At 65.9% G+C, this 25,718-nt stretch carries 25 protein-coding genes and 2 pseudogenes; 11 read left to right on the top strand and 16 right to left on the bottom strand.

The features are described from left to right. Nucleotides 1–3 precede the first annotated feature (3 nt). Together AWC17_RS30940 and AWC17_RS30935 are read right to left on the bottom strand one after the other, a co-directional pair. Nucleotides 4–195, bottom strand: coding sequence for a ferredoxin (locus AWC17_RS30940; RefSeq protein WP_046185638.1), 192 nt, complete (start codon nucleotides 193–195; stop codon nucleotides 4–6). A 17-nt stretch (nucleotides 196–212) separates the two neighbouring features. Further along, nucleotides 213–2,597: a CaiB/BaiF CoA transferase family protein gene (locus AWC17_RS30935; protein WP_085165714.1), complete on the bottom strand. Its 2,385-nt coding sequence runs from the start codon at nucleotides 2,595–2,597 to the stop codon at nucleotides 213–215. A gap of 99 nt (nucleotides 2,598–2,696) precedes the next feature. Between AWC17_RS30935 and AWC17_RS30930 the strand changes: the two genes are divergently transcribed. Together AWC17_RS30930 and AWC17_RS30925 are read left to right on the top strand one after the other, a co-directional pair. Further along, nucleotides 2,697–3,518 (top strand): FadR/GntR family transcriptional regulator, encoded by an 822-nt coding sequence (locus AWC17_RS30930; RefSeq protein ID WP_046186933.1) that lies wholly within the window; start codon nucleotides 2,697–2,699, stop codon nucleotides 3,516–3,518. 10 nt (nucleotides 3,519–3,528) lie between these two features. After that, on the top strand, nucleotides 3,529–4,248 hold the full coding sequence (locus tag AWC17_RS30925) for an SDR family oxidoreductase (RefSeq protein WP_046186934.1): 720 nt from the start codon (nucleotides 3,529–3,531) through the stop codon (nucleotides 4,246–4,248). Nucleotides 4,249–4,251: 3 nt separating this feature from the next. On the opposite strand, the gene AWC17_RS30920 is transcribed toward AWC17_RS30925, so the two are convergent. Further along, a complete protein-coding gene (locus tag AWC17_RS30920) occupies nucleotides 4,252–5,103 on the bottom strand; it encodes an LLM class flavin-dependent oxidoreductase (RefSeq protein WP_046186935.1) in 852 nt (283 codons plus the stop codon). Between the two features lie 78 nt (nucleotides 5,104–5,181). Between AWC17_RS30920 and AWC17_RS30915 the strand changes: the two genes are divergently transcribed. The 6 genes from AWC17_RS30915 to AWC17_RS30885 all read left to right on the top strand — a co-directional run bounded on the left by AWC17_RS30915 (nucleotide 5,182) and on the right by AWC17_RS30885 (nucleotide 11,920). Then, entirely contained in the window at nucleotides 5,182–6,252 is a 1,071-nt protein-coding gene (locus AWC17_RS30915) for an acyl-CoA dehydrogenase family protein (protein WP_047322107.1), read from the top strand. Then, nucleotides 6,249–7,346 carry an acyl-CoA dehydrogenase family protein gene (locus AWC17_RS30910; RefSeq protein ID WP_046181929.1) on the top strand — a complete coding sequence of 366 codons (1,098 nt, stop codon included), beginning with the start codon at nucleotides 6,249–6,251 and terminating at the stop codon, nucleotides 7,344–7,346. Before AWC17_RS30915 ends, AWC17_RS30910 begins: the two co-directional genes overlap by 4 nt. After that, the gene (locus AWC17_RS30905) at nucleotides 7,343–8,500 is read left to right on the top strand and encodes an acyl-CoA dehydrogenase family protein (RefSeq protein ID WP_197083330.1); all 1,158 of its coding nucleotides are present in this window, start codon (nucleotides 7,343–7,345) and stop codon (nucleotides 8,498–8,500) included. The genes AWC17_RS30910 and AWC17_RS30905 overlap by 4 nt, the downstream gene beginning before the upstream one ends. Then, nucleotides 8,497–9,432: an acyl-CoA dehydrogenase family protein gene (locus tag AWC17_RS30900; RefSeq protein WP_046181928.1), complete on the top strand. Its 936-nt coding sequence runs from the start codon at nucleotides 8,497–8,499 to the stop codon at nucleotides 9,430–9,432. Before AWC17_RS30905 ends, AWC17_RS30900 begins: the two co-directional genes overlap by 4 nt. Then, nucleotides 9,429–10,925: a class I adenylate-forming enzyme family protein gene (locus tag AWC17_RS30895; protein ID WP_046181927.1), complete on the top strand. Its 1,497-nt coding sequence runs from the start codon at nucleotides 9,429–9,431 to the stop codon at nucleotides 10,923–10,925. Before AWC17_RS30900 ends, AWC17_RS30895 begins: the two co-directional genes overlap by 4 nt. 467 nt (nucleotides 10,926–11,392) lie before the next feature. Next, nucleotides 11,393–11,920: an Rv1419 family lectin gene (locus AWC17_RS30885; protein WP_462498420.1), complete on the top strand. Its 528-nt coding sequence runs from the start codon at nucleotides 11,393–11,395 to the stop codon at nucleotides 11,918–11,920. 87 nt (nucleotides 11,921–12,007) lie between these two features. Here the strand turns inward: AWC17_RS30885 and AWC17_RS30880 are convergent, their stop codons facing one another. The 11 genes and pseudogenes from AWC17_RS30880 to AWC17_RS30830 all read right to left on the bottom strand — a co-directional run bounded on the left by AWC17_RS30880 (nucleotide 12,008) and on the right by AWC17_RS30830 (nucleotide 19,759). Then, complete coding sequence (locus AWC17_RS30880; RefSeq protein ID WP_372517427.1) at nucleotides 12,008–12,346, bottom strand: SDR family NAD(P)-dependent oxidoreductase; 339 nt, start codon at nucleotides 12,344–12,346, stop codon at nucleotides 12,008–12,010. After that, entirely contained in the window at nucleotides 12,303–12,701 is a 399-nt protein-coding gene (locus AWC17_RS30875; RefSeq protein ID WP_231588319.1) for a hypothetical protein, read from the bottom strand. Before AWC17_RS30875 ends, AWC17_RS30880 begins: the two co-directional genes overlap by 44 nt. A gap of 51 nt (nucleotides 12,702–12,752) precedes the next feature. Then, entirely contained in the window at nucleotides 12,753–13,598 is an 846-nt protein-coding gene (locus AWC17_RS30870; RefSeq protein WP_046181924.1) for a TauD/TfdA dioxygenase family protein, read from the bottom strand. Nucleotides 13,599–13,634: 36 nt separating this feature from the next. Continuing rightward, nucleotides 13,635–13,970, bottom strand: coding sequence for a hypothetical protein (locus AWC17_RS30865; protein ID WP_046181923.1), 336 nt, complete (start codon nucleotides 13,968–13,970; stop codon nucleotides 13,635–13,637). A 4-nt stretch (nucleotides 13,971–13,974) separates the two neighbouring features. After that, nucleotides 13,975–15,243 carry an aromatic ring-hydroxylating oxygenase subunit alpha gene (locus AWC17_RS30860; RefSeq protein ID WP_046181922.1) on the bottom strand — a complete coding sequence of 423 codons (1,269 nt, stop codon included), beginning with the start codon at nucleotides 15,241–15,243 and terminating at the stop codon, nucleotides 13,975–13,977. Nucleotides 15,244–15,295: 52 nt separating this feature from the next. Further along, entirely contained in the window at nucleotides 15,296–16,039 is a 744-nt protein-coding gene (locus AWC17_RS30855) for an SDR family NAD(P)-dependent oxidoreductase (protein ID WP_046181937.1), read from the bottom strand. A gap of 35 nt (nucleotides 16,040–16,074) precedes the next feature. Then, nucleotides 16,075–16,344 (bottom strand): annotated as a pseudogene (locus tag AWC17_RS30850) (2Fe-2S iron-sulfur cluster-binding protein); the annotation flags it as partial. Between the two features lie 116 nt (nucleotides 16,345–16,460). After that, entirely contained in the window at nucleotides 16,461–16,913 is a 453-nt protein-coding gene (locus AWC17_RS30845) for a MarR family winged helix-turn-helix transcriptional regulator (protein ID WP_046181920.1), read from the bottom strand. Next, entirely contained in the window at nucleotides 16,897–18,159 is a 1,263-nt protein-coding gene (locus AWC17_RS30840) for a metal-dependent hydrolase family protein (protein ID WP_046181919.1), read from the bottom strand. Before AWC17_RS30840 ends, AWC17_RS30845 begins: the two co-directional genes overlap by 17 nt. After that, a complete protein-coding gene (locus AWC17_RS30835; RefSeq protein WP_197083331.1) occupies nucleotides 18,156–18,494 on the bottom strand; it encodes a hypothetical protein in 339 nt (112 codons plus the stop codon). The genes AWC17_RS30840 and AWC17_RS30835 overlap by 4 nt, the downstream gene beginning before the upstream one ends. Further along, on the bottom strand, nucleotides 18,491–19,759 hold the full coding sequence (locus AWC17_RS30830) for an aromatic ring-hydroxylating oxygenase subunit alpha (protein WP_046181918.1): 1,269 nt from the start codon (nucleotides 19,757–19,759) through the stop codon (nucleotides 18,491–18,493). Before AWC17_RS30830 ends, AWC17_RS30835 begins: the two co-directional genes overlap by 4 nt. Nucleotides 19,760–19,927: 168 nt before the next feature. Here AWC17_RS30830 and AWC17_RS30825 point away from each other — a divergent pair, with 168 nt between their 5' ends. Next, nucleotides 19,928–21,373, top strand: coding sequence for an aldehyde dehydrogenase (locus AWC17_RS30825; protein WP_046181917.1), 1,446 nt, complete (start codon nucleotides 19,928–19,930; stop codon nucleotides 21,371–21,373). 267 nt (nucleotides 21,374–21,640) lie between these two features. Here AWC17_RS30825 and AWC17_RS30820 read toward each other — a convergent pair whose 3' ends face one another. Then, on the bottom strand, nucleotides 21,641–22,489 hold the full coding sequence (locus AWC17_RS30820) for an SDR family NAD(P)-dependent oxidoreductase (RefSeq protein ID WP_046181916.1): 849 nt from the start codon (nucleotides 22,487–22,489) through the stop codon (nucleotides 21,641–21,643). 197 nt (nucleotides 22,490–22,686) lie between these two features. Between AWC17_RS30820 and AWC17_RS30815 the strand changes: the two genes are divergently transcribed. Both AWC17_RS30815 and AWC17_RS30810 read left to right on the top strand, forming a co-directional pair. Continuing rightward, on the top strand, nucleotides 22,687–23,718 hold the full coding sequence (locus tag AWC17_RS30815; protein WP_046181915.1) for a hotdog fold thioesterase: 1,032 nt from the start codon (nucleotides 22,687–22,689) through the stop codon (nucleotides 23,716–23,718). Between the two features lie 82 nt (nucleotides 23,719–23,800). Further along, the gene (locus AWC17_RS30810) at nucleotides 23,801–25,006 is read left to right on the top strand and encodes an amidohydrolase family protein (protein WP_046181914.1); all 1,206 of its coding nucleotides are present in this window, start codon (nucleotides 23,801–23,803) and stop codon (nucleotides 25,004–25,006) included. Nucleotides 25,007–25,254: 248 nt separating this feature from the next. Here the strand turns inward: AWC17_RS30810 and AWC17_RS30805 are convergent. Beyond that, nucleotides 25,255–25,589: pseudogene (locus AWC17_RS30805) on the bottom strand (oxidoreductase); the annotation flags it as partial. Nucleotides 25,590–25,718 lie beyond the last annotated feature (129 nt).

Raw genomic sequence — 25,718 nt, 5'->3', positions numbered from 1 at the left:
GACTCAGTCGATCAGCCGCAGCGCGGCCTTGGGGCACTGGTCCACCGCGGCGCGCACGTCGATCTCCAGCCGCGGCGGCACGGGGCCATCCGCGATCTGCACCACGTCCTCGTCCCCCAGTTCAAAGACTTCCGGCGCCAGCGATTCGCAGAAGCCGTTGGCCTCACACAGGTTTTCGTCAACCGTCACGCGCATCAGATGCCCTCCACTTCTCACAGGCCCTTGGGTCGGGTCCCGATCACCCCGCTGGTTGCGAGGCGCGTCAGTTCTTCGTCGATCAGCCCGCACCGATCGCGCAGTATGACTTCATTGTGCTCGCCCAACCGCGGCGGTGGCCGCAGCAGCCACTTATCCTGGCCGGCCAGCCGGGCGAACGGTGGGCAAGGATAAAGACCCGCGCCGGTACTGGGGTGCTGCAGGGTCTCCAAGAATCCCCGATGGCGCAGTTGGGGGTTGTCGATCACCAATGACGGCGACACCACCGGCGCGGCGGGAATGCCGGCGGCGGCCAATCGCTCCACCGTCGAGTCGAGGGGTTGGTGGGCAAACCAATCCGCAAGCCGGCGATCGACGTCGTCGGCCCGCTGCCGCCGCCCCGCGACGGTGGACAGCTCCTCGCCACACCACGGCGGTCGGTCCATCAGCTCGACCAGGGCACGCCACTGCGGGTCGTCGCGCACGGTGACCGCGATCCAGTCGTCATCACCCGCACACCGGTAGATGTTCTGGATCGTGTCGCCGTGACCCCGGTTGCCTCGTCGGCTCAACGTTGCCCCGAAGACCTCGGACTCGATCGCCTGTATCGCGGTGGCGTTCAGCACCGTTTCGAGCATCGGCAGCTCGACCAGCTGCCCCGACCCGGTGCGTTCCGCGAAGTTCAGGGCTGCCAGCACCGCGAAGGCGGCGTGCACGCCAGCCAGCGGATCGCAAGCCCCGCGCGGCGTGACCGGCGGAGTATCGGGCAGTCCGGTCACCCAGGCCAGCCCGGCTATCTGCTCCATGGTGGGGGCGAATCCGACACGATCCCGCCACGGCCCATCCAGCCCGAAGGCGGGCATCCGGGCAACCACGAGCTTGGGGTTGACGTTCAACAGCACGTCGGCGGTCAGTCCGAACTGGTCCATCACCCGCGGTGAGAAGTTCTCGATCACCACGTCGGCGCCGGCGGCCAGCTCGGTAAACAGGCGACGCCCGTCCTCGGAGCCCAAATCCAATGTGACGGAACGCTTGTTGGTGTTCATAGCGTGGAAAACCCAGCCGTACTCCCACCAATCCTCCACGTCGGTGCGCATGCCGCCCGAGTATCGGATGCCGTCGGGTCGCTGTATCGACTCCACCTTGACGACATCGGCTCCGAACGCGGCCAGCAGGTGAGTTGCCGCGGGACCGGCCCAGAACGCGGTCAGGTCGACGATGCGCACACCGGCCAAGGGCAACCCTTGCGGAGCCGGGCCTGTATCGGATTCTCTTCGGGGCCAAGGGATCTCGTCATTGTCCTCACCGAGAACGGGGGTGCACCGCACCGGGGCGGGCGAGCACGCCGACATCAACCATGGCGGGCGGGGCTGGTGAAAACCGGCGGGGTTGTTTACGAATGCCCCGCGCTGGGTCACGTACTCCATCTCCCTGATCGTGGAGCCGTTGCCCAGCTCCGCGATGGGTAGCCGGAACAATTGGCCGAGCTCGACGATCTCGGCTACGGTCCGTTCGGCCAGCCATGGGCCGACCTGTCCGCGGATCAGGTCACGGTAGGCCCACCGGCCGATCTGGAAGCGCAGCTGTTCGATCTCCTCGAGCTGCGGGCATTCGACCATCGCGACGAAGTCCAGCCATTGCTGGCCGGTGACCATGGTGATCCCGACGTAGCCGTCCTTGGCCGGCTCGATCGACGGCACTTCGAGGGTGCGGCGGATCGGCGGCACGCGCAGCAGCTGAGAGTGCAGCCATTCGCTGCTCTGCATCGCGGTCAACGCCTCGAGCATGGACAGATCGAGGTGCTCACCGGGGCCGCCGCGCTCGACGCGTCGGCGCACGGCCAGTACCCCGAACGCGGCGTACACGCCGCCCATGTACTCCCCCAGGTCGCCGCCGATGGAGATCGGAGGCCCGTCCGGATCGCCGCGGAAGCCGGGCGAGCCCGCCCACGCTTGCAGGGTGAATTCACTGGCGGCCCGATCGGCGTACGGTCCGCTCCAGCCGAAGTCGGAGATCGTGACGATGATTGCGCGCGGAGAGGCCGCCAGCAGCCGCCGCGGGTCGACGCCCAGCGCCTCGGCCTGCGCCCGGCCGGCCGTGATCACCACCACGTCGGCGGCGGCCAGTTCGGCGGAAAATCGCTCAGCGGCCGCGGGGTACGTCATGCTGCGCTTGCCGGCATTGAGGTAGGCGAAAAACGGCGAACTCTCCCCGTCCGGCACCGGCGACCCGGTCGCGGAGTACCGCCGCAACCAATCTCCTTGCGGCGGTTCGATTTTACGCACCTGGGCCCCGGCGTCGGCCAGCAGCTTGCCGCAGTAGCTGCCGGCTATCCGGTCACTGATCTCGACGACACGCAGGTCATGCAGCGGTGTTGGGTGGCTGTCGGACCGCTCGCTCACTTACACCCGCCCTCCCGATCGACTCGCGATCGAAGAAGCTATTTATACCATTACTGCTAAAATAGCTAAGCCAGCGAGTTGCTTTGCATCGAGGATCGGATGACCGACTTGGGAATTGGGCGCGACGCCCGTCGCCGATTGTCGGCGCCGCGGATCGCAGAAATCGTAGCCGACGAGTTGCGCCGCCAGATCATCAACGGCGAGCTCGCCGACGGCGATCTCCTGCCGCGTCAAGAGGTGCTCGTCGAACAGTTCAATGTGAGTTTGGTGTCCCTGCGTGAAGCGCTGCGGATTCTGGAAACCGAGGGGCTGGTTTCGGTTCGGCGGGGCAATCGCGGCGGCGCCGTCGTGCACGCCCCGGCCAAGACCAGCGCCGCGTACATGCTCGGGCTCTTACTGCAGAGCGAGTCCGTCGGCGTCGCCGACCTCGGCATGGCGCTGCAGGAACTCGAGCCCGCATGCGCCGCGCTGGCCGCCCGGCGCCCAGACCGGGCGGACACCCTGGTTCCAGAGCTCAACCGGGTCAATGAGTCCATGGCCGAAAACATCGAGGACGGCGGGCTGTTCACCGAAATCGGCCGCGAATTCCACGATCTCGTGGTCCGCGGCTGCGGAAACCACACCATCATCGCGGTGGTCGGCAGCTTGGAGACGCTGTGGACCAGCCACGAACAACAGTGGGCGGACGAAAGCGCGGCGCGTGGCACCTACCCCTCGCTGGCCCAACGCCGTGCGGTGCTCAGCACCCACGTCAAGCTGACCGAGACCATCGCGGAGGGCGACGTCGACCGGGCGCGCCGCATCGCGGGTCGCCATCTCGCCGACACACAGACCTATGTGCTCTCCGGCCGGCACGATCAACGAATCCACGCGCAGTCGCCGCAGGCATTGTCGCGGACGCGGGATTTCCGCCAACCCTGAGAGGCAGCCCTTGAGAACCGCATTGGTCACCGGCGGCAGCGGCGGGATCGGAAAGGGGTGCGGTCGCAAGCTGGCCGAGCTGGGTTACGACGTGGTGCTGGCGGCGCGTCGCGAGGCTCCGCTGCGCGCGGCCGCCGAGGAGATCGGTGCGCGCCATGTTGTGGCCGATGCGTCCGATCCGGACGGATTCGCCGCTGCGACAAGCGTATTGGAGACAATCGACCTCGTCGTCCACGCCGCCGGCGCGCTGGGCGGAACGTACGCGCGCAAGCAGACGTTCGAGCAGTGGCGGACCATCATCTCGGCCAACCTGGATTCGTGCTTCGTGGTGACCGCCGCCGCACTGCCCAGGATGCGCGCGGGTTCGCGGTTCGTATTCATCTCGTCGTCGGCGGCGCACGAGCCGATGATGGCCCGGACCGCCTACTCGGCATCGAAGGCCGGCATGAACGCGTTCGCCCGGGCCTTGGCGCTGGAAGTCGACCGTGACGGCATCAGCGTCCATATCGTCACACCCGGCCCGGTCGAAACCGAAATGCTTCAAGACGTTCCCTTCGAGATGTACGCGATCCAGATCTCGGATGTGGCGGATGCGGTCGCCTGGCTGGACACCGTCGACCCGTCGGTCGACCTGCCGGAGATCCGGCTCAGCGCGGTGCAGCGCGGGCCGTTCGCCCGGCCGCCGGTCGTCCCCACGGAAGCGCGGCGGCGCGCGGCGCAACGGGGCTGACGGCTACGGCGCCGGGAACGCCTTAATCACCGATTCGCCGAACTCGTGCAGGGAATCCGGGACGGCGAAGTCGGCGAACCACACATAGAATCGCTCGACGCCCTGGGCGGCCAGTCCGTTGAAGTGCGCGATCAACTCGTCGGCATCCCCGCAGACCAGGCCTGACCCGAGGTTGCCGAATCGCCGGGCGCTCACTTCGCGCACGGTGTCCGGATCGCTGCTGGTACGGACAAAACCCACCATCTGCTGGACCGACACCCGGGCCGCCCCCGCGGCGGGGGCCAGCTTCGGCAACTTGTCGAGGTGGTTGGCCGGCACATTCCACCAATCCGCATATCTACGAACGAGTTCCATCATCCGGGGCCCCGTGCCGCCCAAGACCAGCGGTATCGGATGGGACCTTCGCGGGACCTGCGCGGCCCCACCCTCCTCGTCGCCCCAGTACTGCCTGATCAGGTCCAGGTGGCGCCCGAGTAGCTCGACCCTGGCCTTCGGATCCTGCTGACCCACATCGAATCTGGTGAACTCCGCGGGCCAGGACCCCGCACCGAGACCCAGATCGAACCTGCCCTCCGATGCGTCCGACAGGGTGACGGCTTGTTTGGCCAGCACGGCGGGGTGGCGAAACGCGTCACACAGCACCAGGTGGCCGATCCGCAGCCGCTCGGTCTTGGCCGCCACCCAGCTGGCGATGCCCATTGCCTCCCAGATGCTTTCATCGGGCAGACCCGGTGCCTCGAGGTGATCGATGAACGCCATGCCGTCGAAGCCACTGGCCTCGGCGTGGCGTGCCCGCTCTGCGATGTCGGCCACCGACAACCGCACCTGCGGCAGGAACAAATACCACTCGACCATGTACCCACCTATGCGTGTGTTCCCGTGCGATTGCGGACCGGGCGGCTAGTTTACTATCTTTATTATGTTAGGGGTCTTATGGATGTCGGACTGAATTCGGAGCAGCTGTCGCTGCGCGACACCGTGCGCGACATCCTACGTACCGAGTGCCCGCCCGACGCCGCTCGCCAAGCGATGACGGATCCGGAGCGGTGGCGCGCGCTGTGGAAGACGGTCGTCGATCTCGGTTGGACGGAACTGGCCGCCCCCGGGACCGGCGACTACGGGCCGGTTGAGCTCGCTGTAGTGCTGGAGGAATGCGGTGCCGCCATCGCGCCGATCCCGCTGCTGAGCAGTATCGGTCTGGCCGCGGGCGCGTTGCGGGGCGCGGGCCTCGACGCGGTTCTCGACGACATCGCCGGCGGTGTCGTCGCCACCCTGGCCGTGCACGCCAGGGGATCTCGGCTGCCCGGGGCGCCGATGACGCTGCGCGGCGGACGCCTTCGCGGACGGGCGTTCGCGGTCCCCGATCTCGCCCGCTCCGAGCTGCTCGTCACGCTGGCGCGGGCCGACACCGGCACCGGCACAGTGGTGGCGGTCGCGCGCTGCGGCAACGGAGTTACCGTGATCGCGGGCGAGTCGACCGATCCCACGCACCCGCTGGCGGACGTCGAGGTCGACGCCGAGCCAGTGGCTACGGCACCCGTCGACATCGAAGCGGCGTTGTCCGCACCCTTGGTGGCCGCCGCCGCCGATTTGGTCGGCGTGGCGAGCGCCGCCCTGCACCGCTCCGTCGAGCACGCGAAGTCGCGTCGCCAGTTCGGCACGCCGATCGGCGCGTTCCAGGGGATCAAGCACGCGCTCGCCGACAACTACGTCGGGCTGGAACGCGCCCGCAGTCTCACCTACGCTGCGGCCGCCCGGCTGGGCGATCCGGCCACGGCACCCGCGGACGCGTGGACGACCGCGGCGCTGGCAAAAGCGGCGGCCGGCGACGCGGCCGCCAATTGCGCGAGAACCGCGGTCCAGGTGCACGGCGCGCTCGGGCAGACCTGGGAGCACGACGCGCACCTGTACGTCCGGCACGCCTGGCAGGCCGCCGCGATGCTGGGAGACAGCCGCGCGCTTTACCACGAGGTGGGCCGCCGTTTCGCAGGAGGCGCGGCATGACTGCGGTTGTCGAAGAATTCGGCGCGTGGCTGACGGAGTTTCTGCCGACGGACTATTACGAGAATTATCGCGAGTACCGCTGGGACCTGAAGCTGCGGCGCGATTACCAGCGAGCGGCCTTCGAGGCCGGATGGATACAGCCGACCTGGACCCGAGAACACGGCGGCCGATCGCTGGGCCTGCGCGATGCGATGGAGGTCAGGCTCGAGGCCGCGCTGCGGTCCGCGCCCAAGCTGCCCAACATCGCGGGCCCCAACGTCGCCGCACCCGGTATCCGTCAATTCGGCACGCCCGCCCAGATCGACCGCCTGCTGGTTCCGCTGCTGCGCGGTGACGAATGGTGGGCGCTGGGCATGTCCGAGCCGGAAGCCGGATCCGATTTCGCCGGCCTGCGCACGCGCGCCGAACGCGACGGAGACGTATTCCGAGTGAACGGTCACAAGATCTGGACCACCCAAGCCCACGAGTCGCGATGGTGCACCCTCTACGCCCGCACCGATCCCGAGGCGCCGAAACACCGGGGCATTTCCTGCCTGATTCTCGACCTGCACTCGTCGGGAGTGCGGATCGAGCCCATCCGAATGGCGTCGATCTCCGACGAGACATTCTGCGAGGTCTTCCTCGACGACGTCGAGGTGCCGGCGGACAACCTGCTGGGACCGCTCAACGGTGGGTGGAACGTCGCGCTGTCCTCACTGCACCATGAACGCCAGATGATCTGGATCATGAACTGGGTCGAGATCAAGCATGGACTTGACTCGGTACGCAGGGCGCAGCCGACGGCGGATATCTGCACGGAGCTCGGTTCGCTGCTTGCCGACGCCGAAGCGTTGCGGGCCACCGGATACCGCGCCCTGGGCAACGAACTGGCGGGACGGCCGAGCCCCGAAGCCGACACCATGAAGCTGCTCGGATCGGTTACTTTGCAGCGTGTTTGGGAGCTCGCCGCCGTCGCCGAGGGAACGCAGTCGCTGAGCGACCCGGACCTGCTCTTCGAACGCCAGGACGCGCTGGCCGCGACCATCTACGGCGGAACGTCGGAGGTCCAGCGCAACATCATCGCCGAGCGCCTGCTCGGGCTGCCGAAGGGATGACAACGATGGATTACGACCTCGGCGACGACGCCGCACAACTGCGAAACCACCTGCGCGAGCTGGTGTCCAACCACATACCCGCCGACTTCCTCGGCGCCTGCACCGAGAACCCGCGGGACCTGGCCACCACCGAGACGTTCTGCAAACTGCTGGCCGCCGAGGGCCTGCTGGCGCTGGCCTGGCCGAAAGAGCATGGCGGCGGCGGTGGTTCGGTGTGGCAGCAGACGGTGCTGCGCGAGGAGATGTGGGCCCAGCACGAGCCCCGTGGTCCCCAGTACATGGGGATCAACTGGGTGGGTCCGGCACTGATGCGCTATGGAACGGCCGAGCAGAAGGCCAAGCACTTGGCCGCCATCGCCGCCGGCGACGTGATCTGGTGCCAGGGCTTCTCCGAGCCGGAGGCCGGCACCGACCTCGCCTCGTTGCGCACCCGCGCCGTGCCGGACGGGGACGGTTGGCGGATCACCGGTCAGAAGGTGTGGACGTCGTATGCGCTCATGGCATCGTGGTGTGTGCTGGCGGCGTGCACCGATCCCGAGGCCCCAAAGCCCAAGCGGCTTACCCTCTTTCTGATTCCGATGGACCGGCCCGGCTTCACCGTCCGGCCTATCGGGTCAATGCTGGGACCGCATCACCTCAACGAGATGTTCTTGGACGACGTGCAGGCGTTCCCCGGCGATGTCCTCGGCGAGGTCGGCGACGGCTGGCGGGTGATGCGCGAGGCGCTGGCATTCGAGCGGGTGGGCATCGCCCGTTACGCGCGGTGTGAATCGCTGCTCGAGCGGATGCGCGCCCAGCTCGGCGACGACTGGGACACACTGCCCGAATCGCTTCGCTCGCGGTGGGTGCGGGCGCTCGTCGATCTACGGGTGGCCCGGCTGCTGGCCTATCGAGCGGTGTCGCTGCAGGATGACCCGGCGGCGGGCGCGGCCGCCAGCGCGGCCCGCATCGCCACCACGACGTGCGACCAGCAGGTCGCCGAACTACTTTTCGACGTGCTGGGCCCGGTCGCGCTGGACAGCGGCACTGGCGCGGCGCTGCATGGGGCGATCGAAGATCATTGGCGTTACGCACAGGCGGCTACCGTGGCATCGGGCACCATCGAAGTGCAGAAGATGTTGGTGGCCCGGGACGTGTTGGGAGAGCACCGGTGAAAACCGATTTGCCACAAGATATCAGCGACTTCGCCGCGGTCGCGGCCAAGCGGTTCGCCCGGCTGGGCGGGCCGCAGGCGGCGTTGCGCGCCGAGACCAACGACGGCGTCCGGGACGCCGCGCGCGCTGCGCTGAGCGAGGTCGGCGCGTTCGAGCTCGATGTCCGGTCGGCGCCGGATGACCTGCTGGCCGCTGCGGTGCTGTGCCGGGCCGCCGGCGCCACCGTGTTGCCCTATCCCCTTGTCGAGGAGTTGCTCGCGATCGACGGCGCCCGCCTCGCGCTGGTCGACCCCGAGGCGCCGCGCATCGACCATGGCGACCTGCCCGGTGACTGGATCGCCGCCGACCTGGACGGCACCCGGTACCAGCCGCGGCCGGCGTCGCGGACCGCGGCGAAACTCGGGCCGTTCCTGGTGCCCGCTTCGCTCGGGGCACCCGATGGAAGTGTTCCGGCCAGCGACGTTAACCTTCATCTCGTGCTGGGATCATGGCGGATTCTGGGATCGATGGAACAGGCGCTGCAGATCGTCACCGATCATGTGCGCGCCCGCATTCAGTTCGGCAAGCCGCTGGCGGATTTCCAGGCCGTCAGGTTCGCCGTCGCGGAGGCCGCCGTCGCCGTGCGCGGACTGCACGAGTTGGCGAAATACACCGTCTGCCGTCCCGAATCGCTAGCGATACAGATTCGTTCGGCGGACGCAGTCGTTCTTCGGCTCAAAGCATCCGACACCGCGCGGCAGGTGTTGCGCACGTCGCATCAGTTGCTCGGCGCCCTGGGGTTTTGCGACGAGTCCGACGTCAGCGTGCTGGACCGTCACACCCAGCCGCTGATCCGTTTGCCGCTCGGGGCGGAGGCGCTCGCGTTGCGCCTGATCCCCGGCGTTCCGGACGGCTCCCTCGAGACACTGTTCAGCGGGCCGGTTTCGGCGTGACCGAATCCGCGGCAGCCGAAGTGACGGCCAACCCGTTAGCGGACGGAATCCCGTTCGGAACCAAGCTCCAACAGCTCGCCGAACAGCGTCGCGACGACCTAGGGGTGACCATCGTCGCCCTCGACGGCACCGCGCAGTCGCTGACGTTCGGTGAACTCGACGCCCGCGCCAACCAGTGGGGCCGCGCGCTGGCCGCCAACGGCGCCGCGACCGGATCCCTTGTCGCGCTGGCGATCCCGAACTCAGTACACCTGGTGCTGGCTACGCTGGGGTGCTGGAAGATCGGTGCCGTTCCCGTTCCCATGCATTGGGATCTGCCCGAATGGGAGCGAGACCGGGTACGCGAGGTTATCGACCCCGCCGTCGTCGTCGACGAGACGAGTCGGTGGCGCCTCGAGGCCCAAGCTGCGGCCGAGTCCGCGGACGCCCTGCCCGAGGCCGTCTCCCCCAACGTCAACGGCATCTGCAGCAGCGGTTCGACCGGCATACCGAAAGTCATCCTCAGCCTGGCGCCCTCGCTCTGGACCCCACAGCACGGCGAGCCGTTCTTGTCGAACTGGACGCCGGTCGCTCAGCCCCAGACCATCATGGTGCCCGCGCCGATGTACCACACCAACGGCTTCGCCACCTTCTTCTTCTTGCTGGCCGGCGACCACCTGGTGATACTCGAAAAGTTCGATGCCGCACTGGCTCTGGATGTGATCGAACGCTTTCGGATCACCAATTTCACGGCCACGCCGACGATGCTGGCGCGCATCGCGGCCCAGCCGGACGTCCGGCAGCGAGACCTGTCCAGCATCGTGTTCGTCCTGCAGGGCGCCGCAGTGATGCCGTCCTCGCTCATGCACACCTGGTTCGAACTGCTGAGCCCGCAGCAGATGGTGTCGGCGTACGGCATGACGGAGAACCTTGGGCTCACCGCGTTGCGCGGCGACGAGTGGCTGGCTCATCCGGGCAGCGTCGGCCGTGGTTTCCGGGAAACCGAGATCCGGATTCTCGACGCCGGAACGAAGCAGCTCGGCCCCGGCGAACACGGCGAGATCTACCTGCGCGCACCGATGAGCGCGGGATCCCGCTATGTGGGCGGCGCGTCGCCGCTACCTTCGACCGAAGATGGCTTCCGCTCCGCCGGCGACATCGGCTATCTGGACGAGGATGGCTACCTCTACATCGTCGACCGCCGAGTCGACATGATCATCACCGGTGGCGCGAATGTGTTTCCGGCGGAGGTGGAATCGGCTTTGGCGGGCCATCCCGGCATCGCCGACGTCGTCGTCATCGGCCTCGCCGACGCGCAATGGGGACGCCGGGTGCACGCGGTGGTGCAGCTCGCCGACGGCGCGGTGCTCATCGAAGAACAAGTGATCGAGTACGCGAAGAGCCGGCTCGCCCATTACAAGGCCCCGAAGACCGTCGAGTTCGTCGACGCGATTCCCCGGACCGCGGCGACCAAGGTCAATCGCTCGGCCATGATCGAAGCCCGGGGCGGGTAATCGCCAGTCAGGCGTAACTCGCAGGAGGTACCCGGCAGCGTCGCGGATACGACGGACCCCCAGACGAGTCAGCCGAATATCGGCTGACCACAGCCGGATTCGGAAAGCAACCGTTGCGATCGCTGCCAAGGACGCCGCGCCGACGTAACCTACCGATGGTTGCCGATCTGTTGAACGGCATACCGAATGCGAGTTGCTCGCCGACGGCGTCGAGGGTCGCAGCGGTCGCCTATGGCGCACCTGACCGAGCGGACCGGGACCGGTTGTTCGCCCTGGTTAAGCGCTACAGCCCCAATTGCGCCACCTACGCCGACACCGCCGGCGTTCGGGAGATGCCGGTGTTATGGCTGGGGCCGAAAACCCCATGAGCGTCGGACGCAGATGAAGGTGGTGTTTGCGGCGGGCTGGGGTGAAAATCGTTTTACCTGAGGCCGTCCGGGGTGGTGGCGGTATCGCCCCGGCCTGGCATGCCGGGCAGAGGTCGGCCGGGACCAAAGGAGGGAGCTGAAATGCATAGATCGCGATCAACGGGTGGTGTGCGCTGGGCCCTCGTCATGATCGGCGCCGTGTTGGGCGTCGCGCTGCTGAGCGCTGGTGCGGCGAGCGCCGCCGGCCCGGCCCAGTTGAGGAGCCGATTGGCCAATGTGTGCCTCGACGCCCCGAATGGCAACAACACGGCGACGATGGTTAACCCCTGTGATGGGTCGAAAACCCAGTTATGGGATTTCAACGCTGCCGGTCAGATCGCGAGCGTCGCCTTCCCGGGGAGTTGCGTGAGTATCAGCGACGCAGCCGATACCACCCCGGCGATGCTGTCGCCCTGTCAGCTCAATGGGAACAACCAGCGTTGGACTGCCCAGCCGAACGGCCAGGTGACGAGCGCTCTCGGTCCCTGCCTCAACATCAACGGCGGCGTTGCGAACCCGGGGACTCCGGTGATCGCCTATCACTGCATCGCCGATGTACAAGACGAGCAGTGGGACAGCGTTCCCTGATCCGACTGGTCGATGTGTCCGGAATGCTGGCGGATCATCATCGGATAGACCGCCTGGATGCCGTGCACCACACCGCGCGGGTTCACGTCAAAACACGTCGTTCCAGTCCTCGAGAGTGTACGAGTCGACCTCACCGGAGACACCGATGCCGGCGTTGTTGAACAGGTAGTCGATACGTCCGGATTGCCCTACCGCCTCGGCGACGGCGCGCTGGAACGACGGGTAGTCGCGCACATCGAGCTCGATCGCATGTGCTTTTCCGCCGCCACCGTCGAGGCGGTGTGCCATCTCCTGCGCCGGGCCGATCTGACGATCGGCGATCCAGACCTCAGCGCTGCCGTCGACCAGTTTGGTTGTCAGAGCCGCGCCGATGCCGGAATGGTCAGCCGACCGGCGTGATTCCCGAGCTCGATATGGTGAACCCACGGCCCGAAACGACGGTGCACGTCACCCCACCTGTCTCCGATCGACACGTGAACGGGCCGGCCGCGATCGTCTGGCCGTAGCCGAGGATCGGGGTGCCCTCCGCCGGATTGGCCAGACAGCTTTCGCCCGCGCAGCGTGAGAGGACACCATCGGTGTCCATCCGTACGGACGCCGGTGGCGAGCCGGTGAAGCAGAACGTTTCGTCGGGTATGCCGCGGCGCTGATAGTCGATCTCGCAGCTGATGTTGCGTGACGGGGACAGGAAAGCCACGTAATTGTCCTGGTCCGCGGCGGCCGGCGGGGCGAACGCCTGCAGCGCAAGGATGGTCCCGGCGGTCAGCGCTTTTCTCAGCACACGCCAACCGTGCCATAGCGGGGCAGCCGGCGGACTGCTTGCCTTGGCAACTTATTGGATCGGTTCGTCGCCGAGCACGGTCGTGCGCAGCATCTCGCGCTGCGACGTGGGATCGTACGGGGCCGCGCGGTGGAGCACTCCGCGGTTGTCCCAGATGACGGTGTCCCCCACCGACCACTTGTGGCTGTACACCTTGTCCGCCCCCGTGGCCCGCTCGAGTAAGTCGTGGAGCAGCGCGCGGCCCTCGTCGACATCCATGCCCACCACGTAGTCGGCCGACGCGCCGAGCACCAGCGACTTGCGGCCACTGCGGTGCGTCCACACCAGCGGGTGCTCATGGGTCCGCCGCGATCGCCAGCGGGCCACCTGCTCCGGACCCGCGTCGGGATGAACGCGTCGCTGAGAGGCCTCCAGCGAGTGCACGACGCGAAGCGAGCCGAAGCGGTCCTTTTCTTCGTCGGTCAGTTCCTCGTAGGCGGCATATGAGTTGGCGAATTCGGTTTCGCCACCCCATTCGGCGACCTGCACGGCCGACAGGACGGTGGCCTTCTGCGGGCATTCGTCGCCGAGCGGCGTGCATCCATCGATGTGCCAGTCGAACGTGGCCTTCAAGATTTCCGCCGAGGAATTCTTGGCCGGGTTCAGCGAGATCGGATAGATCCCCGCGACCGGGTGGTGACCGTCAGCAGAGTGATCGACCTCGCCGAGTAGACGGCAGAAGGCGACCTGGACCTCAGGATCGAGCCGCAGGCCGCGGAACACCAGGACTCCGTTGTCCTCCAACGCATCCAGGACCGCTTCACCGACCGGGTCGTCGGAAGCCAGGCGGGCCGGATCGAGGCCGCTGACTTCCGCGCCGACGGACGCGGTGAGCTTGTTGATGGTGAGCAGACTCATGGTCTGTCCTTCCTAATTAAAGTGTGGGCCTTGCCGTCAAGGCGACGGCTCGACGGTGCGGATCATGACCGCGTCGGCGGCGCTGACGGGCGCGGGTTGGTGCATGATCTCCACCGCCATCGCGACCATGATCAACGAATAGATCATGCGCAGGAGGTTGAGCGCGTCGTCGGGCAGGTTGTCGAGCGGGAACTTGTCGCAGTAATCGATGGCCTCTTCGAGCCTCGGGAAGAACGCGTCGTAGAACTCGTGCATCTCGGGCATCGTGCTGGCGATCCGGGCGTTCCAGCGTTCGGTTTCCGTGGCCAGACACCACCTTTGGGCGTACTTCTCCAATTCGGCGAAAGCGCTGGGCAGCATGGCATCTGACATGGGGTTACACTCCTGCCGGCTCGGAGGCACGTTCGCGCCGGTACGCATCAACCCAGTCGACGACGACTTTGTGCAGGTGGCGTACCAGTATTTCCTGGTCGTTGAGCGGAAACTCATCGACGATGCCGTATTCCAGTGCGGCCTGCGTCCCACCGAGCATCCCCGCGTCCTGCAGCGCGAACTCCTTGAGCACCACCGATGCGACTTCGTGTTCGACGCGTTCGCGCACACTGCGGGCGGGGTGGAAGTACGTATAGGCCTCAAAACGATGCGTGTTGTGTGAGGTGGGCCAATACCGGTACAGCAGGTACCAGCCGCCGTAGATCAATATTTCGATGTTGGGGAAGATCTGGAAATTGCTGATGCCCCAGGGCTCGATGCCGCCCGGATTGAGGCCGGGTGGTAGCGCCCCGATATCCGGTGTGCGCCACGGGCCGACCAGTCCGCTCTGGGTGGCGCGCTCGATCGGATACATGTACTCCGGGGGCAGCAACCACCGCCGTCGCCCGGCGGTCGACACCAGCCGGTGCGGACCGTCGATCTGGAAGTGCCCACAGGTGAATCCGGCGTTGGGGTCTCGCACGTCGGGCGGCACTTGTTGCGGATGCAGGGAAGGTACGTGGTAGTACTCCTGAAACGCGTCGGCGAAGATCTTCCAGTTGCTGTTGTTGTGCGCCACCCATTCGTAGCGTTCGGTCAATTTGTCGAAGGGGTAACCGTCGAGACCGGTGACCATGGGCCCGAGGAATTCCCGCAAAGTCTGCCGCGGTTCGGGGTCGAAGTTGATAAAAACGAACCCGTTCCAGACGTCACAGTGCACGGGTCGCAGTCCGTACTCGGACGGGTCGAAGTCGAAGAACTCGGCTTGCTGCTGCACGAATTTCAAGGCGCCCTCGAGATCGTAGCGCCAACCGTGGTACTTGCAGGTGAATTGCCGGCAGGTGCCGCGGGTCTCCTGGGCGGGAAAGTCGTTCCACACCAGCTTGTTTCCCCGGTGACGACAGACGTTGTAGAAGGCGCGGATGCGCTCGTCTCGCCCCTTCACCAAAATGACCGAAGTGCGGGCTGCCTCGATCTCTTTGGTGAGGTAGCTGCCCACGCGGGGCAGCTCCTCCACGCGGGCGATGTTCAGCCAGGCGCGTTTGAAGATCGCTTCGCGTTCGAGTTCGTAGAACTCCGGCGAGGTGGAGTCGCTGAATGACACCGGACCGGTACCCAGTTCGGGATAGTGTTCGGTCCAGGAGCCCTCCGGCGGCCTGCCTGATCGCGTCATGTGAACCTCCTGATCGACGCAGAAGCCGAAAACATCGGCGCCCGAACGGTTGTCACAAAACCGCTCCGCCGTTGACGCCCAAGACCTGGCCGGTGATGAACCTGGCTTCCTCCGAGCACAAGAATCCCACCGCCGCGGCGACGTCCGCCCCCGTGCCCAGATAGCCCAGCGGGATGTTGGCGGCGATCTGGTCGTTGGATGGCAGGTAGCCGGCAGCCTGGCCCTGATGCTGCATCGGCGTCTCGATGCCCGACGGCGGGATGTTGTTGACCGTGATCCCGTGCGACGCATACTCGCGCGCAAGCGACTTGGTCAAGGTGATCACCCCGCCTTTGGATGCCGCGTAATGGGCGGCGAACGGTGAGCCGCGTTGAGCGCTTGACGACGAGATCATCACGATCCTGCCCCATTTGGCGTCAACCATGTCCGGCAGCGCGATTTGGCAGCAGTGAAACGTCCCGGTCAGATTGACGTCGATGATCCGCGCCCAAGATTCGGCGGTGATGTCGGCGAAGGCCGAGAAATCGAAAAGTCCGGCACTGGTCACCAACACCGTGACCGCGCCCATCTCGCTGCGGACCTTGGCGAATGCCTGCTCGAGCGCGGGCCTGTCGGTGACATCGGCGCTCACGCCGATCGCGGTGACGCCCTCGGCGCGCAGATCTTCGGTGACACGTTGCGCCGCTTGTTCATTGACGTCAAGGACCGCGACCTTGTGCCCGCGCCGACCCAATTCGTGGCAGGTGGCTTCGCCCATGCCCGAGGCGCCGCCCGTCACCACGGCCACCCGGCTCATTGAGTCCGCCCCATTGCGGTTGTTCTCCTGTCCGTTCACTCGTAGACCACGCGCACCGTGCGGCTGGTCGGCAGCGCTTGGCAGGTCAGAACCCAGCCGTCGTTGACCTCGTCGTCGTCGAGTGCGTCATTGTTGAGCATCCGGGCGCTCCCGCGCGTCAGGCGCGCCATGCAGGTTGCGCACGAACCGGTTTCGCACGAGGACGGTGCCGCCAAACCCGCCATGCGGGCGGTCTGAAGCAACGTATCGCCCGCACTGTAGGGCACCGTGGTGGTGCGCCGGTCCAGCTCTATGGTCACTTCCTCGGTCACGATTCCGTCGCTATCGCGCGACCCCGCCCCGGCGGTCGCAGTGGGCTCTGGCATCCCTCCGACAATATCAACTACTTGCGATTAATATCAAGTACTAGAGACTTGCCTCCTCAGTTCTCCACGTGGTCATTGAAAAGCTCATGGCCGGTGCCCTTTTCGACGACGCGCCCCAGAAGTTCACGGAGGGTTTGCTGCTCTTGCACGCTGAGCACGCCGAACACCCGCTCGTGCGCGATGATCGCATCGTTGACGACCGTCTCGGCGACGTTGCGACCCTCCCCCGTGAGGTAGGCCTGCAGTATCCGGCCATGCTGGGGATCGCGCTTCCTTTCGACCAGCCCGCGGCGCTCCAGGGCGGTCAGCGCGAGCTGGACCCCTTGCGGGCTGATCAACAGGCGCCGGGCCAGTTCAGCGCCGGAAAGGCCGGGCTCGTTGGCGAGTTGGCGCAGCACACCGATCTGGGCGGTGCTGACCCCGTGCACGCGCATCGCGTCGTTGATCGTCGTCAGCGAGTAATAGAAGGCCTGCTTGAGCAACCACAGGATGTTATCGGTGAGTTCCATCGCTGCCTCCCTGCTTGAAGATCTCGCCACCCTTCATGACGAACGGCACCTCGAGAGTGGTGTCGATGTCCTGCGAGGGATCGCCGGGCACGGCGATGATGTCGGCGAGGTAGCCGGGCGCCAGCCGGCCCAGCTCGTCGTCGGCGTCGATGAGCTCCGCGGCCACGACGGTGGCGGCCCGGATCGCCTGCATCGGCGTCATACCGCGCTTCACCAGCGCGCCAAGCTCCTTGGCGTTGTGGCCGTGCGGAATCGCCGGCGCGTCGCTGCCGCACGCGATGCGCACACCGGCGGCAATCGCCTTCGGCAGCATGGCTTTCGCCCGAGGAAAGACCTCCTCGGCTTTCTTGCGCAGCTCCGGTGCAATCCGGTCGACCGCCATAGCCTCGGTCAAATACGTGGTGGAGACCAGGAAAGTGCCGTGGTCGACCATCATCTGGATCGTCTCGTCGCTCGCCAGGAAGCCGTGTTCGATGCAGTCGATTCCGGCGCGGATGCACGCCTGGATCGCGGTGTCGCCCACGGCGTGCGCGGCCACCCGCACCCCGGCGCGGTGGGCTTCGTCGGCGATCGCGGCGAACTCGGCGTCGGAGTATTGCTGGGCGCCCGGGGCCGTGCTGTGGGACATAACCCCGCCGGACGCCGACACCTTGATCAGCTTCGCGCCATGGCGAATTTGGTAGCGAACACAGGCGATTACGTCCGGGACACCGTTGGCGATGCCCTCCGCCAACGACAACGGCATGATCCCGGGCGCGAGCCGCTGGAACACCGTCGGATCCAGGTGCCCGCCGTAGGGCGTGACGGCGTGACCGGCGGGATAGATGCGCGGGCCGGCGTGCCAGCCCTGGTCGATGGCGCGCTGCAGCGCAACGTCGAGCAGGTAACCCCCGGTCTTGACCATCAACCCCAGGTTGCGCACCGTGGTGAAACCCGCGTCCAGCGTGGTGCGCGCGTTGACCGCACCGCGCAACGTCCGGTAGGCCGGGTCGTCCTGGACACCGTGCATCGGCGACGGCAGACCCTCTGGTCCGCCGGGGCCGCCGATCAGCAGGTTGAGTTCCATATCCATCAGGCCCGGCAGCAGCGTGACGTCTCCCAGGTCGATGACCGTTGCCGAATCCGGCACGCCGCCTTCGGGATTGACGGCAGCGATGCGCTCACCCTCGACGACCACAACGGCCGGTGAACGAACCTGGCCGTCGACCACGTCGCCCCACCGCGCCGCCCGCAGGACGGTGGTCATGGAACGGGCTCGGACACGCAATCCAGGGTGGACGCTCCGGAGTCGGGCACCCGGGGTTGCTTCCAGCACTCCACCGGAAACGACACCATGATCATCGAATACAGCAGGTGCATGAGATTCAGCACGTCGTCGGGCAAGTCATCGAGGGCGAACTTGTCGCAATACGCGAGGGCCTCTTCCGCCCGGGGCGTGATCGCGTCGTAAAAGGCCTTCATCTCGGTCATGGTGCTCGCCAGCCTCTTGGCATAGCGCTCCGGTTCAGAAGGCAGACACCAGTCCGCGAATTGCTCCAGGTCGGCGAATTCGCTTGGCAGCATGGGGGACATCGCGGTCACACCCCCGCCGCCGAGGTACGGCGATACTGATCGATCCATGCGGCGGTCTCCTTGTGCAAGTGTCGCAGCAGGATCTCCTGGTCGTTGAGCACGAACCGATCGATTACACGCGACTCGATCATGCTTTGAGTTGCCTCCAGCGTGTTGGCGTCCTGCAGCCCGTATTCCTTGAACGAGACGGCCGCGAGTTCCTGGGCGACGCGCTCACGCGGGGTGCGCGGCGCCGGGAAGTACAGCGTTCCCTCGAAGATGTGGGAGTTATACGAAGTCGGCCAGTAGTGGTAAGTCAGATACCAGCCCTGGCCCCAGAACAGGATCACGAAGTTGGGGAACAGCTGGAAAGAGTCCAGCCCCCATGGATCACATTTCGCCGGGTTGAGCCCGGCGGGCATCTCCCCCAGATCCGGTTTATCCCATGGCCCGAACAGCCCGCTCTGGCAGATGTCCTCCATCGGCTTGCGCATCTCCGCCGACATCTCCCACGCCCGCACACCCGACGTGCTGACCAGCCGGTGCGGGCCTTCCAATCGGTAATGCGGGGCCTCAAAACCGGCCTCTGCGGCCGCTTTTGAGTACGCGGCTGGTGACTGGTTCGCGTGCAGCACCGGCGCGTGATAGAACTCCTGGAACGCGTCCATGTAGAGCTTCCAGTTCGCCTTGACCTCCGAGCGGTAGTACCAGCGCGAGGTCATCTTGTCGAACGGATATCCGTCCAGCGCGGTGACCATCGGCCCGAGGAATTCGCGCAACGACTGTTCGGGCTTCTTCGCGAAGTTGACGAAGATGAAGCCTTCCCACACGTCGCAGTGCACCGGTACCAAGCCGTAGCGGCTCTTGTCGAGGTCGAAGAACTCCCCCTCCTGCTGTACGAACGTCAGGTTGCCGTCGAGGTCGTACCGCCAGGCGTGGTATTTGCAGGTGAACTGGCGGCACACACCGCTGGTCTCCTCGAGCGGCATGTCATTCCACACCAGCTTGTTCCCGCGGTGACGGCACACGTTGTGATAGGCCTTGATGGCCCCGGATTTCGTGCGCACCAGGATGATCGAGGTGTTGACAACCTTGAGCTCTCTGGTGAAGTAGCTACCCGCGCGCGAGAGTTGTTCAACGCGACCAACGTTGAGCCAGGCACGCTTGAAAATGGCCTCGCGTTCCAATTCGTGGATCTCCGGGCTGATGGAATCCTCATACGAGACCGGTCCAGTTCCCAGCTCGGGGTAATGCTGCGTCCAGCTGCCCTCCGGCGGCTTGGGGAATCGAGCCATGAGCGCTCCTATCCGATCCGATCTCACACGGGCCCCCCGACGGCCGGTTCACTCCGAATGGCCGCGCAGCCATCCGGTTTCAGTGATTCCGTAGGACTCCGTCGGGGCCGACGGTATATGCTCGACCGCATAATCGCAAGTAGTTGATATTGCCGATGGGAGTCCTCGATGGATCAAGACCTTGGGTTGCGGATCGCTCCGGGCAGCTCCGTGCTGTCGCACGCAGAGATATTCGAAGTCATCTCCCCGCACACCGAGGAACCCATCGCCGAAGTGGTCGCCGCCGGACCGGCAGACGTCGAAGCGGCGGTCAACGCCGCTCACGCAGCGTTCGACTCGGGGGCCTGGGGCCGGACCGACCCCGCTGAACGCATCGCGGCGATCCGGCGACTCGCCGACGTCTACGACCAACGGCGCGCAGAGATGGCCGGCGTCATCACGGCCGAGATCGGTGCGCCCATTACCTTCGCCCAGCGTGCCCAAGTCGGCCTGCCCGCGATGATGATGCGCGCATTTTGCGATCTCGCCGAGCGGCACACCTGGCAGGAGACGCGCCGCGGCTTCTTCGGTGCCGATGTGCATGTGCGCAAGGAACCCGTTGGCGTGGTCGCCGCCATCGTGCCGTGGAACATGCCCCAATTCCTCATCGCCACCAAACTGGTGCCCGCGCTGCTCGCCGGTTGCACCGTTCTGCTCAAACCTGCGCCCGAATCGCCCTTGGACGCATTGCTTTTGGCCGAGATGCTCGACCAGATCGACCTGCCCCCGGGCGTGGTCAGCATCCTGCCCGGCGACAGTGCCGTCGGTGAACTCCTGGTATCACACCCCGGTGTGGACAAAGTGTCGTTCACGGGATCGACGGCGGCGGGGCGGGCCGTGGCAGCCGCGTGCGGGGCGAACCTCACGAAGGTCAGTCTCGAGCTCGGCGGCAAATCGGCCGCCATCATCCTCGACGACGCCGCACCCCAGACGGTCGCGGCCGGCGTGCGATCGGCCAGCCTGTCGAACAGTGGCCAAATCTGCAACGCGTTGACCCGCGTGCTGGTCCCCCGCCACCGCCACGACGAGTACGTCGACGCGCTCGCTGCGGAGATGACCACCCTGCGAGTGGGCGATCCCAGCGATCCCGGCACCCAGATGGGCCCGCTGGTCTCCCGCCGCCAACAGAAGCGCGTTCGCGACTACATCCAGATCGGCCAGGACGAAGGCGCACAGCTCGTCACCGGCGGGACCGCAATGCCCGACGGGCTCGACCGCGGCTGGTACGTCGCGCCGACCCTGTTTGCCTCCGCCGCCAACAGCATGCGCATCGCCCGCGAAGAGATCTTCGGCCCCGTGATCACCGTCATCCCCTACCGCGACGAGGACGACGCAGTCGCAATCGCCAACGACTCCGACTACGGCCTGGCCGGATCGGTGTGGACCGCTGACACCGACCGGGCTCTGTCGATCGCCGCACGCGTGCGCAGCGGCACCCTCGGCATCAACCAGGGCTACACCATGGACCCGTTCGCTCCCTTCGGCGGCGTCAAGGGCAGCGGCTACGGTCGCGAACTGGGACCCGAGGGCATCGACGGCTATCTGGAAACCAAATCCATCGCGATTTCGTCCTAACCGAAGTCTGGGACCGCCTACCAGCAGGGCGCCAACAGTCGTCGCGGCGACCCAGGTCAATCACTCAGCCGGAATCCCCGCCCGAGCGGCTGACCGCCCGCGCTGCTTTCAAGGAGGCGACCAAGTCGGCGGGCAGGTCCGCCATCAGCCGCACTTCGCGAGTCGAGACGGCACACTAACCACTCACGACCTTGAAATCCGTTGTCACCGTTGTCATTTGCAGGACCTCCGGGGCAGGCACCGTGCCCAGGCCGATCGTCAACCCGCCTACGGCGCCGAGGCCTGCTCCATTCGACGAGCGCGCTTTAGCATTGCTTTTGCGGCTCGCATCGACAACGCTGGCGAGAGCCGCTCAAGGTACCAAAATGCCTTCCACCAGCCGGGCACCACGATGATCGCGTCTCCACGCAACACGGCACGAAGCGCGCGCTCGGCAAATTTTTCAGGTGCCAGCGGGTGTAGCCGCTCCCACATTTTGAGGATTTCCTCGTTGCTGATGCCTGCCATATCAGTCCGTCCGTACTTGCCGCCAGTAAGGATCGGGGTCCGGATCACGCCAGGGCAGAGCACCGAGACCTGCACCCCGTGGCGCTCGGCCTCTAGACGTAACGTTTTCGACAGTGCGACGACGGCGTGTTTGGAAGCGGTGTAGCTTGCCTGGCCCGCAGTTGTCATGAGACCGGCCATGGAGGCTGTGTTCACGATATGCCCGGAGTGCTGCCGGATCATGATCGGATACACCGCTTGAATACCGTGCACGACGCCGCGCAGATTCACATCGAAGACGTCGTCCCAGTCGTCGAGCGTGTATTTGTCAACCTCACCGGCGACTCCGATGCCGGCATTATTGAACAGGTAGTCGATCCGCGCAGAGCGCTGCACCACCTCGGCGATGGCGCGCTCAAACGATGGGTAGTCGCGCACATCGAGCTCGATCGCGTGCGCGTTACCACCGCCGCTGTTGAGGCGTTGTGCGAACTCCTGCGCAGGGCCGATCTGCCGATCGGCGATCCAAACCTCGGCGCCCCCGTCGACCAGCTCGGTCGTCAACGCCGCGCCGATGCCGGACGCGCCGCCGGTGACGAATGCAACTTTCCCGGACACGCTCGTTGCCATTCCAGCAGCCTAATCCCTGAATCATGGCTGGTAGAGCGGATCGTGACGGCAAAGCCGCGCGACGACGCGCCACGCCGTCGCGTCGGCCCTGAACCGTGTGCCGACCGGAATCTCCGGTTTCTCGGATACACCGGGGGCTCGCGGTAACCTCATTCTCACAGCGCGACCACCGCGCCGAGGAAGGGGACGAAGCGCTCATGGCCGACCTTGGCGACGACGCTGAAGTGACGCGCGGCGACCGGTTCATCAAGACTGCCGTTGAGATCTTGGGCGAAACCGGGCGCACCGACTTCACCGTGCAGGAGGTCGTCGCCCGCTCCAAGACGTCGTTGCGTGCCTTCTACCAGCATTTCAGCAGCAAGGACGAGTTGCTGCTGGCGCTCTTCGACCGGACCATCGCCCAATCGGTGGAAACCTGGCGCGCCGAGACCGACGGGCTGGATAGCACCGCGGCACTGAAGTTGGTGATCGACCGCATCAGCCAGCAACCGGAATCGAGCACCCAAGACAGCCTCAATCGCGCGTTGACGCTCTACAACCAGCATTTGGCCGAAACGCGTCCCCGCGATTACGCCCGGGTGCTCTCGCCCTTGCACCGACTGATTCGCGACATCGTGGGGCAGGGCATCACCGAGGGTGTCTTCAACCCGGGACTGGACGTTGGGGCGGCGGCCGCCATCGTCATGCAGACGGTGATGGGCGCGCAGCGATTGCATTGGCTGGGAACGGAATTGAACGGTGCGCCGGTCGACGTCGGGCAACTGTATGAATTCTGCAGTCGCGCGCTAGGCATCCGGGAGCGTGACGAGGAGTCGAGCGCGCCGTCGCTGGCCGAGTTGTTCGCCCAGATCGGCATGCGCCCGGGAAGCCGGGATGGCGAATTCGCGATGACGATTCCGGTCAGCCCGGCCGTCGTCAACACCTCCGGCGCGCTGCAGGGCGGCCTGATTGCGACGCTCGTCGACGTGGCGGGTGGACAGTTCGGTCTGGATTACCTGCAGCCGGGCACCACGATGACGACCGCGGACCTCTTCATTCGTTACCTGCGTCCGATCCGGCAGGGCTCGGCGTTGGCGGTGCCCAGGATGCTGCGGTCCGGGCGACGGGCGATGGTGATGCAGGTGGACATCTACAGCGACGCCGACGATGAGCTCGTCGCGACGGCGACCGTGAACTTCGCCGTCATCAGCGGAAAGACGCCGACACTTGGCCTTGGCGCGGAAGCATAAGACCCCTGTACAACTAGCTGCGGGAAAGTGGTAACGTCATTACCACATACAGAGAACCCCAGACTTCCGCAAGGAGATCGCCATGCCGTCTCGCGAACTTTCCTTCCCCGTGTTCGACGCGGACAACCACATGTACGAGCCGCAGGAGGCGCTGACCAAGTTCCTGCCGGAGAAGCGCAAGAACGTCATCGACTACGTGCAGGTGCGCGGTCGCACCAAGATCGTGGTGCGCGGCCACATCAGCGAGTACATCCCCAACCCGACGTTCGAGGTGGTGGCACGCCCCGGCGCCCAGGAGGACTACTTCCGCCACGGCGCGCAGGGTAAGAGCTACCGCGAGATCCTCGGCGAGCCGATGAAGGCGATCCCCGCCTTCCGCGAACCGGGCGCGCGGCTGGAGGTCATGGACGAGCTCGGCATCGACTACGCCCTGATGTTCCCGACCCTGGCCAGCCTGGTCGAGGAGCGCATGAAGGACGACCCGGAGATGACCCACGACGTCATCCACGCGCTGAACGAGTGGATGTACGAGCAGTGGTCGTTCAACTATCAGGACCGCATCTTCGCCACCCCGGTGATCACCCTGCCCATCGTCGAGCGCGCGCTCGAAGAACTTCAGTGGTGCGTGGAGCGCGGCGCGCGCACCGTGCTGGTCCGCCCGGCGCCGGTGCCCGGCTACAAGGGCAGCCGCTCATTCGGCCTCGAGGAGTTCGACCCGTTCTGGCAGGCCTGCATCAAGGCCGAGCTCCCGGTCTCGATGCACGCGTCGGACAGTGGTTACTCCGAGTTCGCGAACGTGTGGGAGCCCGGCGACGAGTTCCTGCCGTTCAAGCCGACCGCATTCCGCAGCTTCGCGATGGGCCATCGGCCGATCCTGGACGCGATGGGTGCGCTGGTGTGCCACGGCGCGCTGTCCCGCAACCCGGAGCTGCGGATCCTGTCTATCGAGAACGGCGCCGATTGGGTGCCCGACCTCTTCAAGGGTCTCAAGGGCGTCTACAAGAAGATGCCGCAGTCGTTCAGCGAGGACCCCATCGAGGCGTTCAAGCGCTGCGTCTACATCACCCCGTTCTGGGAGGACCGGTTCACCGAGATCGTCAAGATGGTGGGTACCGACCGGGTGCTCTTCGGCTCCGACTGGCCGCACCCCGAAGGACTAAAGGACCCGATCTCCTTCGTTGACGAACTCACCGACTTCGACGAGGCGGACATCGCCAAGATCATGGGCGGCAACCTGATGAAGCTGATGAAGGTTTCCGCTCCGGCGAAAAAACCCGTCTCCGCCTGACCGGGTTGGCGCAGGCACGCGAGTAAGCCTGCAACGCCGAAACTTTCCTTCATCGAGCCGGGGCATCACGTTAGCCCCGGCGGGCTGAGCCGGCATGGCGCCGACGAAATTGGGTATCCGCCCTGTGCGGTTCAGACGTTTGCGGGCGCGTCTTCCGAAGCGCCGGTCCCTTAGCTGAGAAAGTCGCGCTCCGGCAACACGATCCCGGTGCGCGGCTTGGAGCAATCCGGATTGCGGCATGTCAGCGCCACCATATAGATGGCGAGGAAGGCCATGCAGACACGCTGCCGAACTACCAGCCCGCCTGTGGCACATGCGGTTTGAGGGCGAACACCATCGCGGCCGCGGCCGTCAGGCAACAAAGCGCCAGCAGAGCGGAGTAGACAGCGAAGTACAAGGGCGCGCCCGGTTCGGTAATAACGACATAGGCGTGCACGGCCACCAGGCCCATCAGCAGCGATCCGCCCAATGCGGTCACCGTTCGCGGCAGATTGAAGGCCACCCAGCCATTCAAGGCGAGCACCGGTGACGTCACGATGCGTCGCCAGATCGAGATCAACCGCCGCGGGACGACATTGACCATGAGCGCGTGATACCCGCGCTGATTAATTACCAACCGGACTGGTTAAATTGGCAGCCGAGTGGTGCAGCCGCGCCACGCTGGGAAAACTGTTGCATCGAGCACCGGGTTGCCGTTGATACTCTTAACTTT

It is taken from the genome of Mycobacterium nebraskense (assembly GCF_002102255.1).
In the GTDB taxonomy this organism is placed as follows: Bacteria; Actinomycetota; Actinomycetes; order Mycobacteriales; family Mycobacteriaceae; genus Mycobacterium; species Mycobacterium nebraskense.
Note: the sequence above shows the minus strand (reverse complement) of the source record. Positions and strands in the feature narration are given on the sequence as shown.

Bases quoted from the DNA above. Each gene is read 5' to 3' on its own strand.
- AWC17_RS30920 (WP_046186935.1), bottom strand. From the start codon at position 5,103: ATGGTCGAGTGGTATTTGTTCCTGCCGCAGGTGCGGTTGTCGGTGGCC.
- AWC17_RS30820 (WP_046181916.1), bottom strand. From the start codon at position 22,489: ATGGCAACGAGCGTGTCCGGGAAAGTTGCATTCGTCACCGGCGGCGCG.
- AWC17_RS30910 (WP_046181929.1), top strand. From the start codon at position 6,249: ATGACTGCGGTTGTCGAAGAATTCGGCGCGTGGCTGACGGAGTTTCTG.
- AWC17_RS30940 (WP_046185638.1), bottom strand. From the start codon at position 195: ATGCGCGTGACGGTTGACGAAAACCTGTGTGAGGCCAACGGCTTCTGC.
- AWC17_RS30930 (WP_046186933.1), top strand. From the start codon at position 2,697: ATGACCGACTTGGGAATTGGGCGCGACGCCCGTCGCCGATTGTCGGCG.
- AWC17_RS30830 (WP_046181918.1), bottom strand. From the start codon at position 19,759: ATGGCTCGATTCCCCAAGCCGCCGGAGGGCAGCTGGACGCAGCATTAC.
- AWC17_RS30810 (WP_046181914.1), top strand. From the start codon at position 23,801: ATGCCGTCTCGCGAACTTTCCTTCCCCGTGTTCGACGCGGACAACCAC.
- AWC17_RS30860 (WP_046181922.1), bottom strand. From the start codon at position 15,243: ATGACGCGATCAGGCAGGCCGCCGGAGGGCTCCTGGACCGAACACTAT.
- AWC17_RS30845 (WP_046181920.1), bottom strand. From the start codon at position 16,913: ATGGAACTCACCGATAACATCCTGTGGTTGCTCAAGCAGGCCTTCTAT.
- AWC17_RS30815 (WP_046181915.1), top strand. From the start codon at position 22,687: ATGGCCGACCTTGGCGACGACGCTGAAGTGACGCGCGGCGACCGGTTC.
- AWC17_RS30855 (WP_046181937.1), bottom strand. From the start codon at position 16,039: ATGAGCCGGGTGGCCGTGGTGACGGGCGGCGCCTCGGGCATGGGCGAA.
- AWC17_RS30870 (WP_046181924.1), bottom strand. From the start codon at position 13,598: ATGAGTCTGCTCACCATCAACAAGCTCACCGCGTCCGTCGGCGCGGAA.
- AWC17_RS30915 (WP_047322107.1), top strand. From the start codon at position 5,182: ATGGATGTCGGACTGAATTCGGAGCAGCTGTCGCTGCGCGACACCGTG.
- AWC17_RS30865 (WP_046181923.1), bottom strand. From the start codon at position 13,970: ATGTCAGATGCCATGCTGCCCAGCGCTTTCGCCGAATTGGAGAAGTAC.
- AWC17_RS30905 (WP_197083330.1), top strand. From the start codon at position 7,343: ATGACAACGATGGATTACGACCTCGGCGACGACGCCGCACAACTGCGA.
- AWC17_RS30885 (WP_462498420.1), top strand. From the start codon at position 11,393: ATGCCGGGCAGAGGTCGGCCGGGACCAAAGGAGGGAGCTGAAATGCAT.
- AWC17_RS30840 (WP_046181919.1), bottom strand. From the start codon at position 18,159: ATGACCACCGTCCTGCGGGCGGCGCGGTGGGGCGACGTGGTCGACGGC.
- AWC17_RS30825 (WP_046181917.1), top strand. From the start codon at position 19,928: ATGGATCAAGACCTTGGGTTGCGGATCGCTCCGGGCAGCTCCGTGCTG.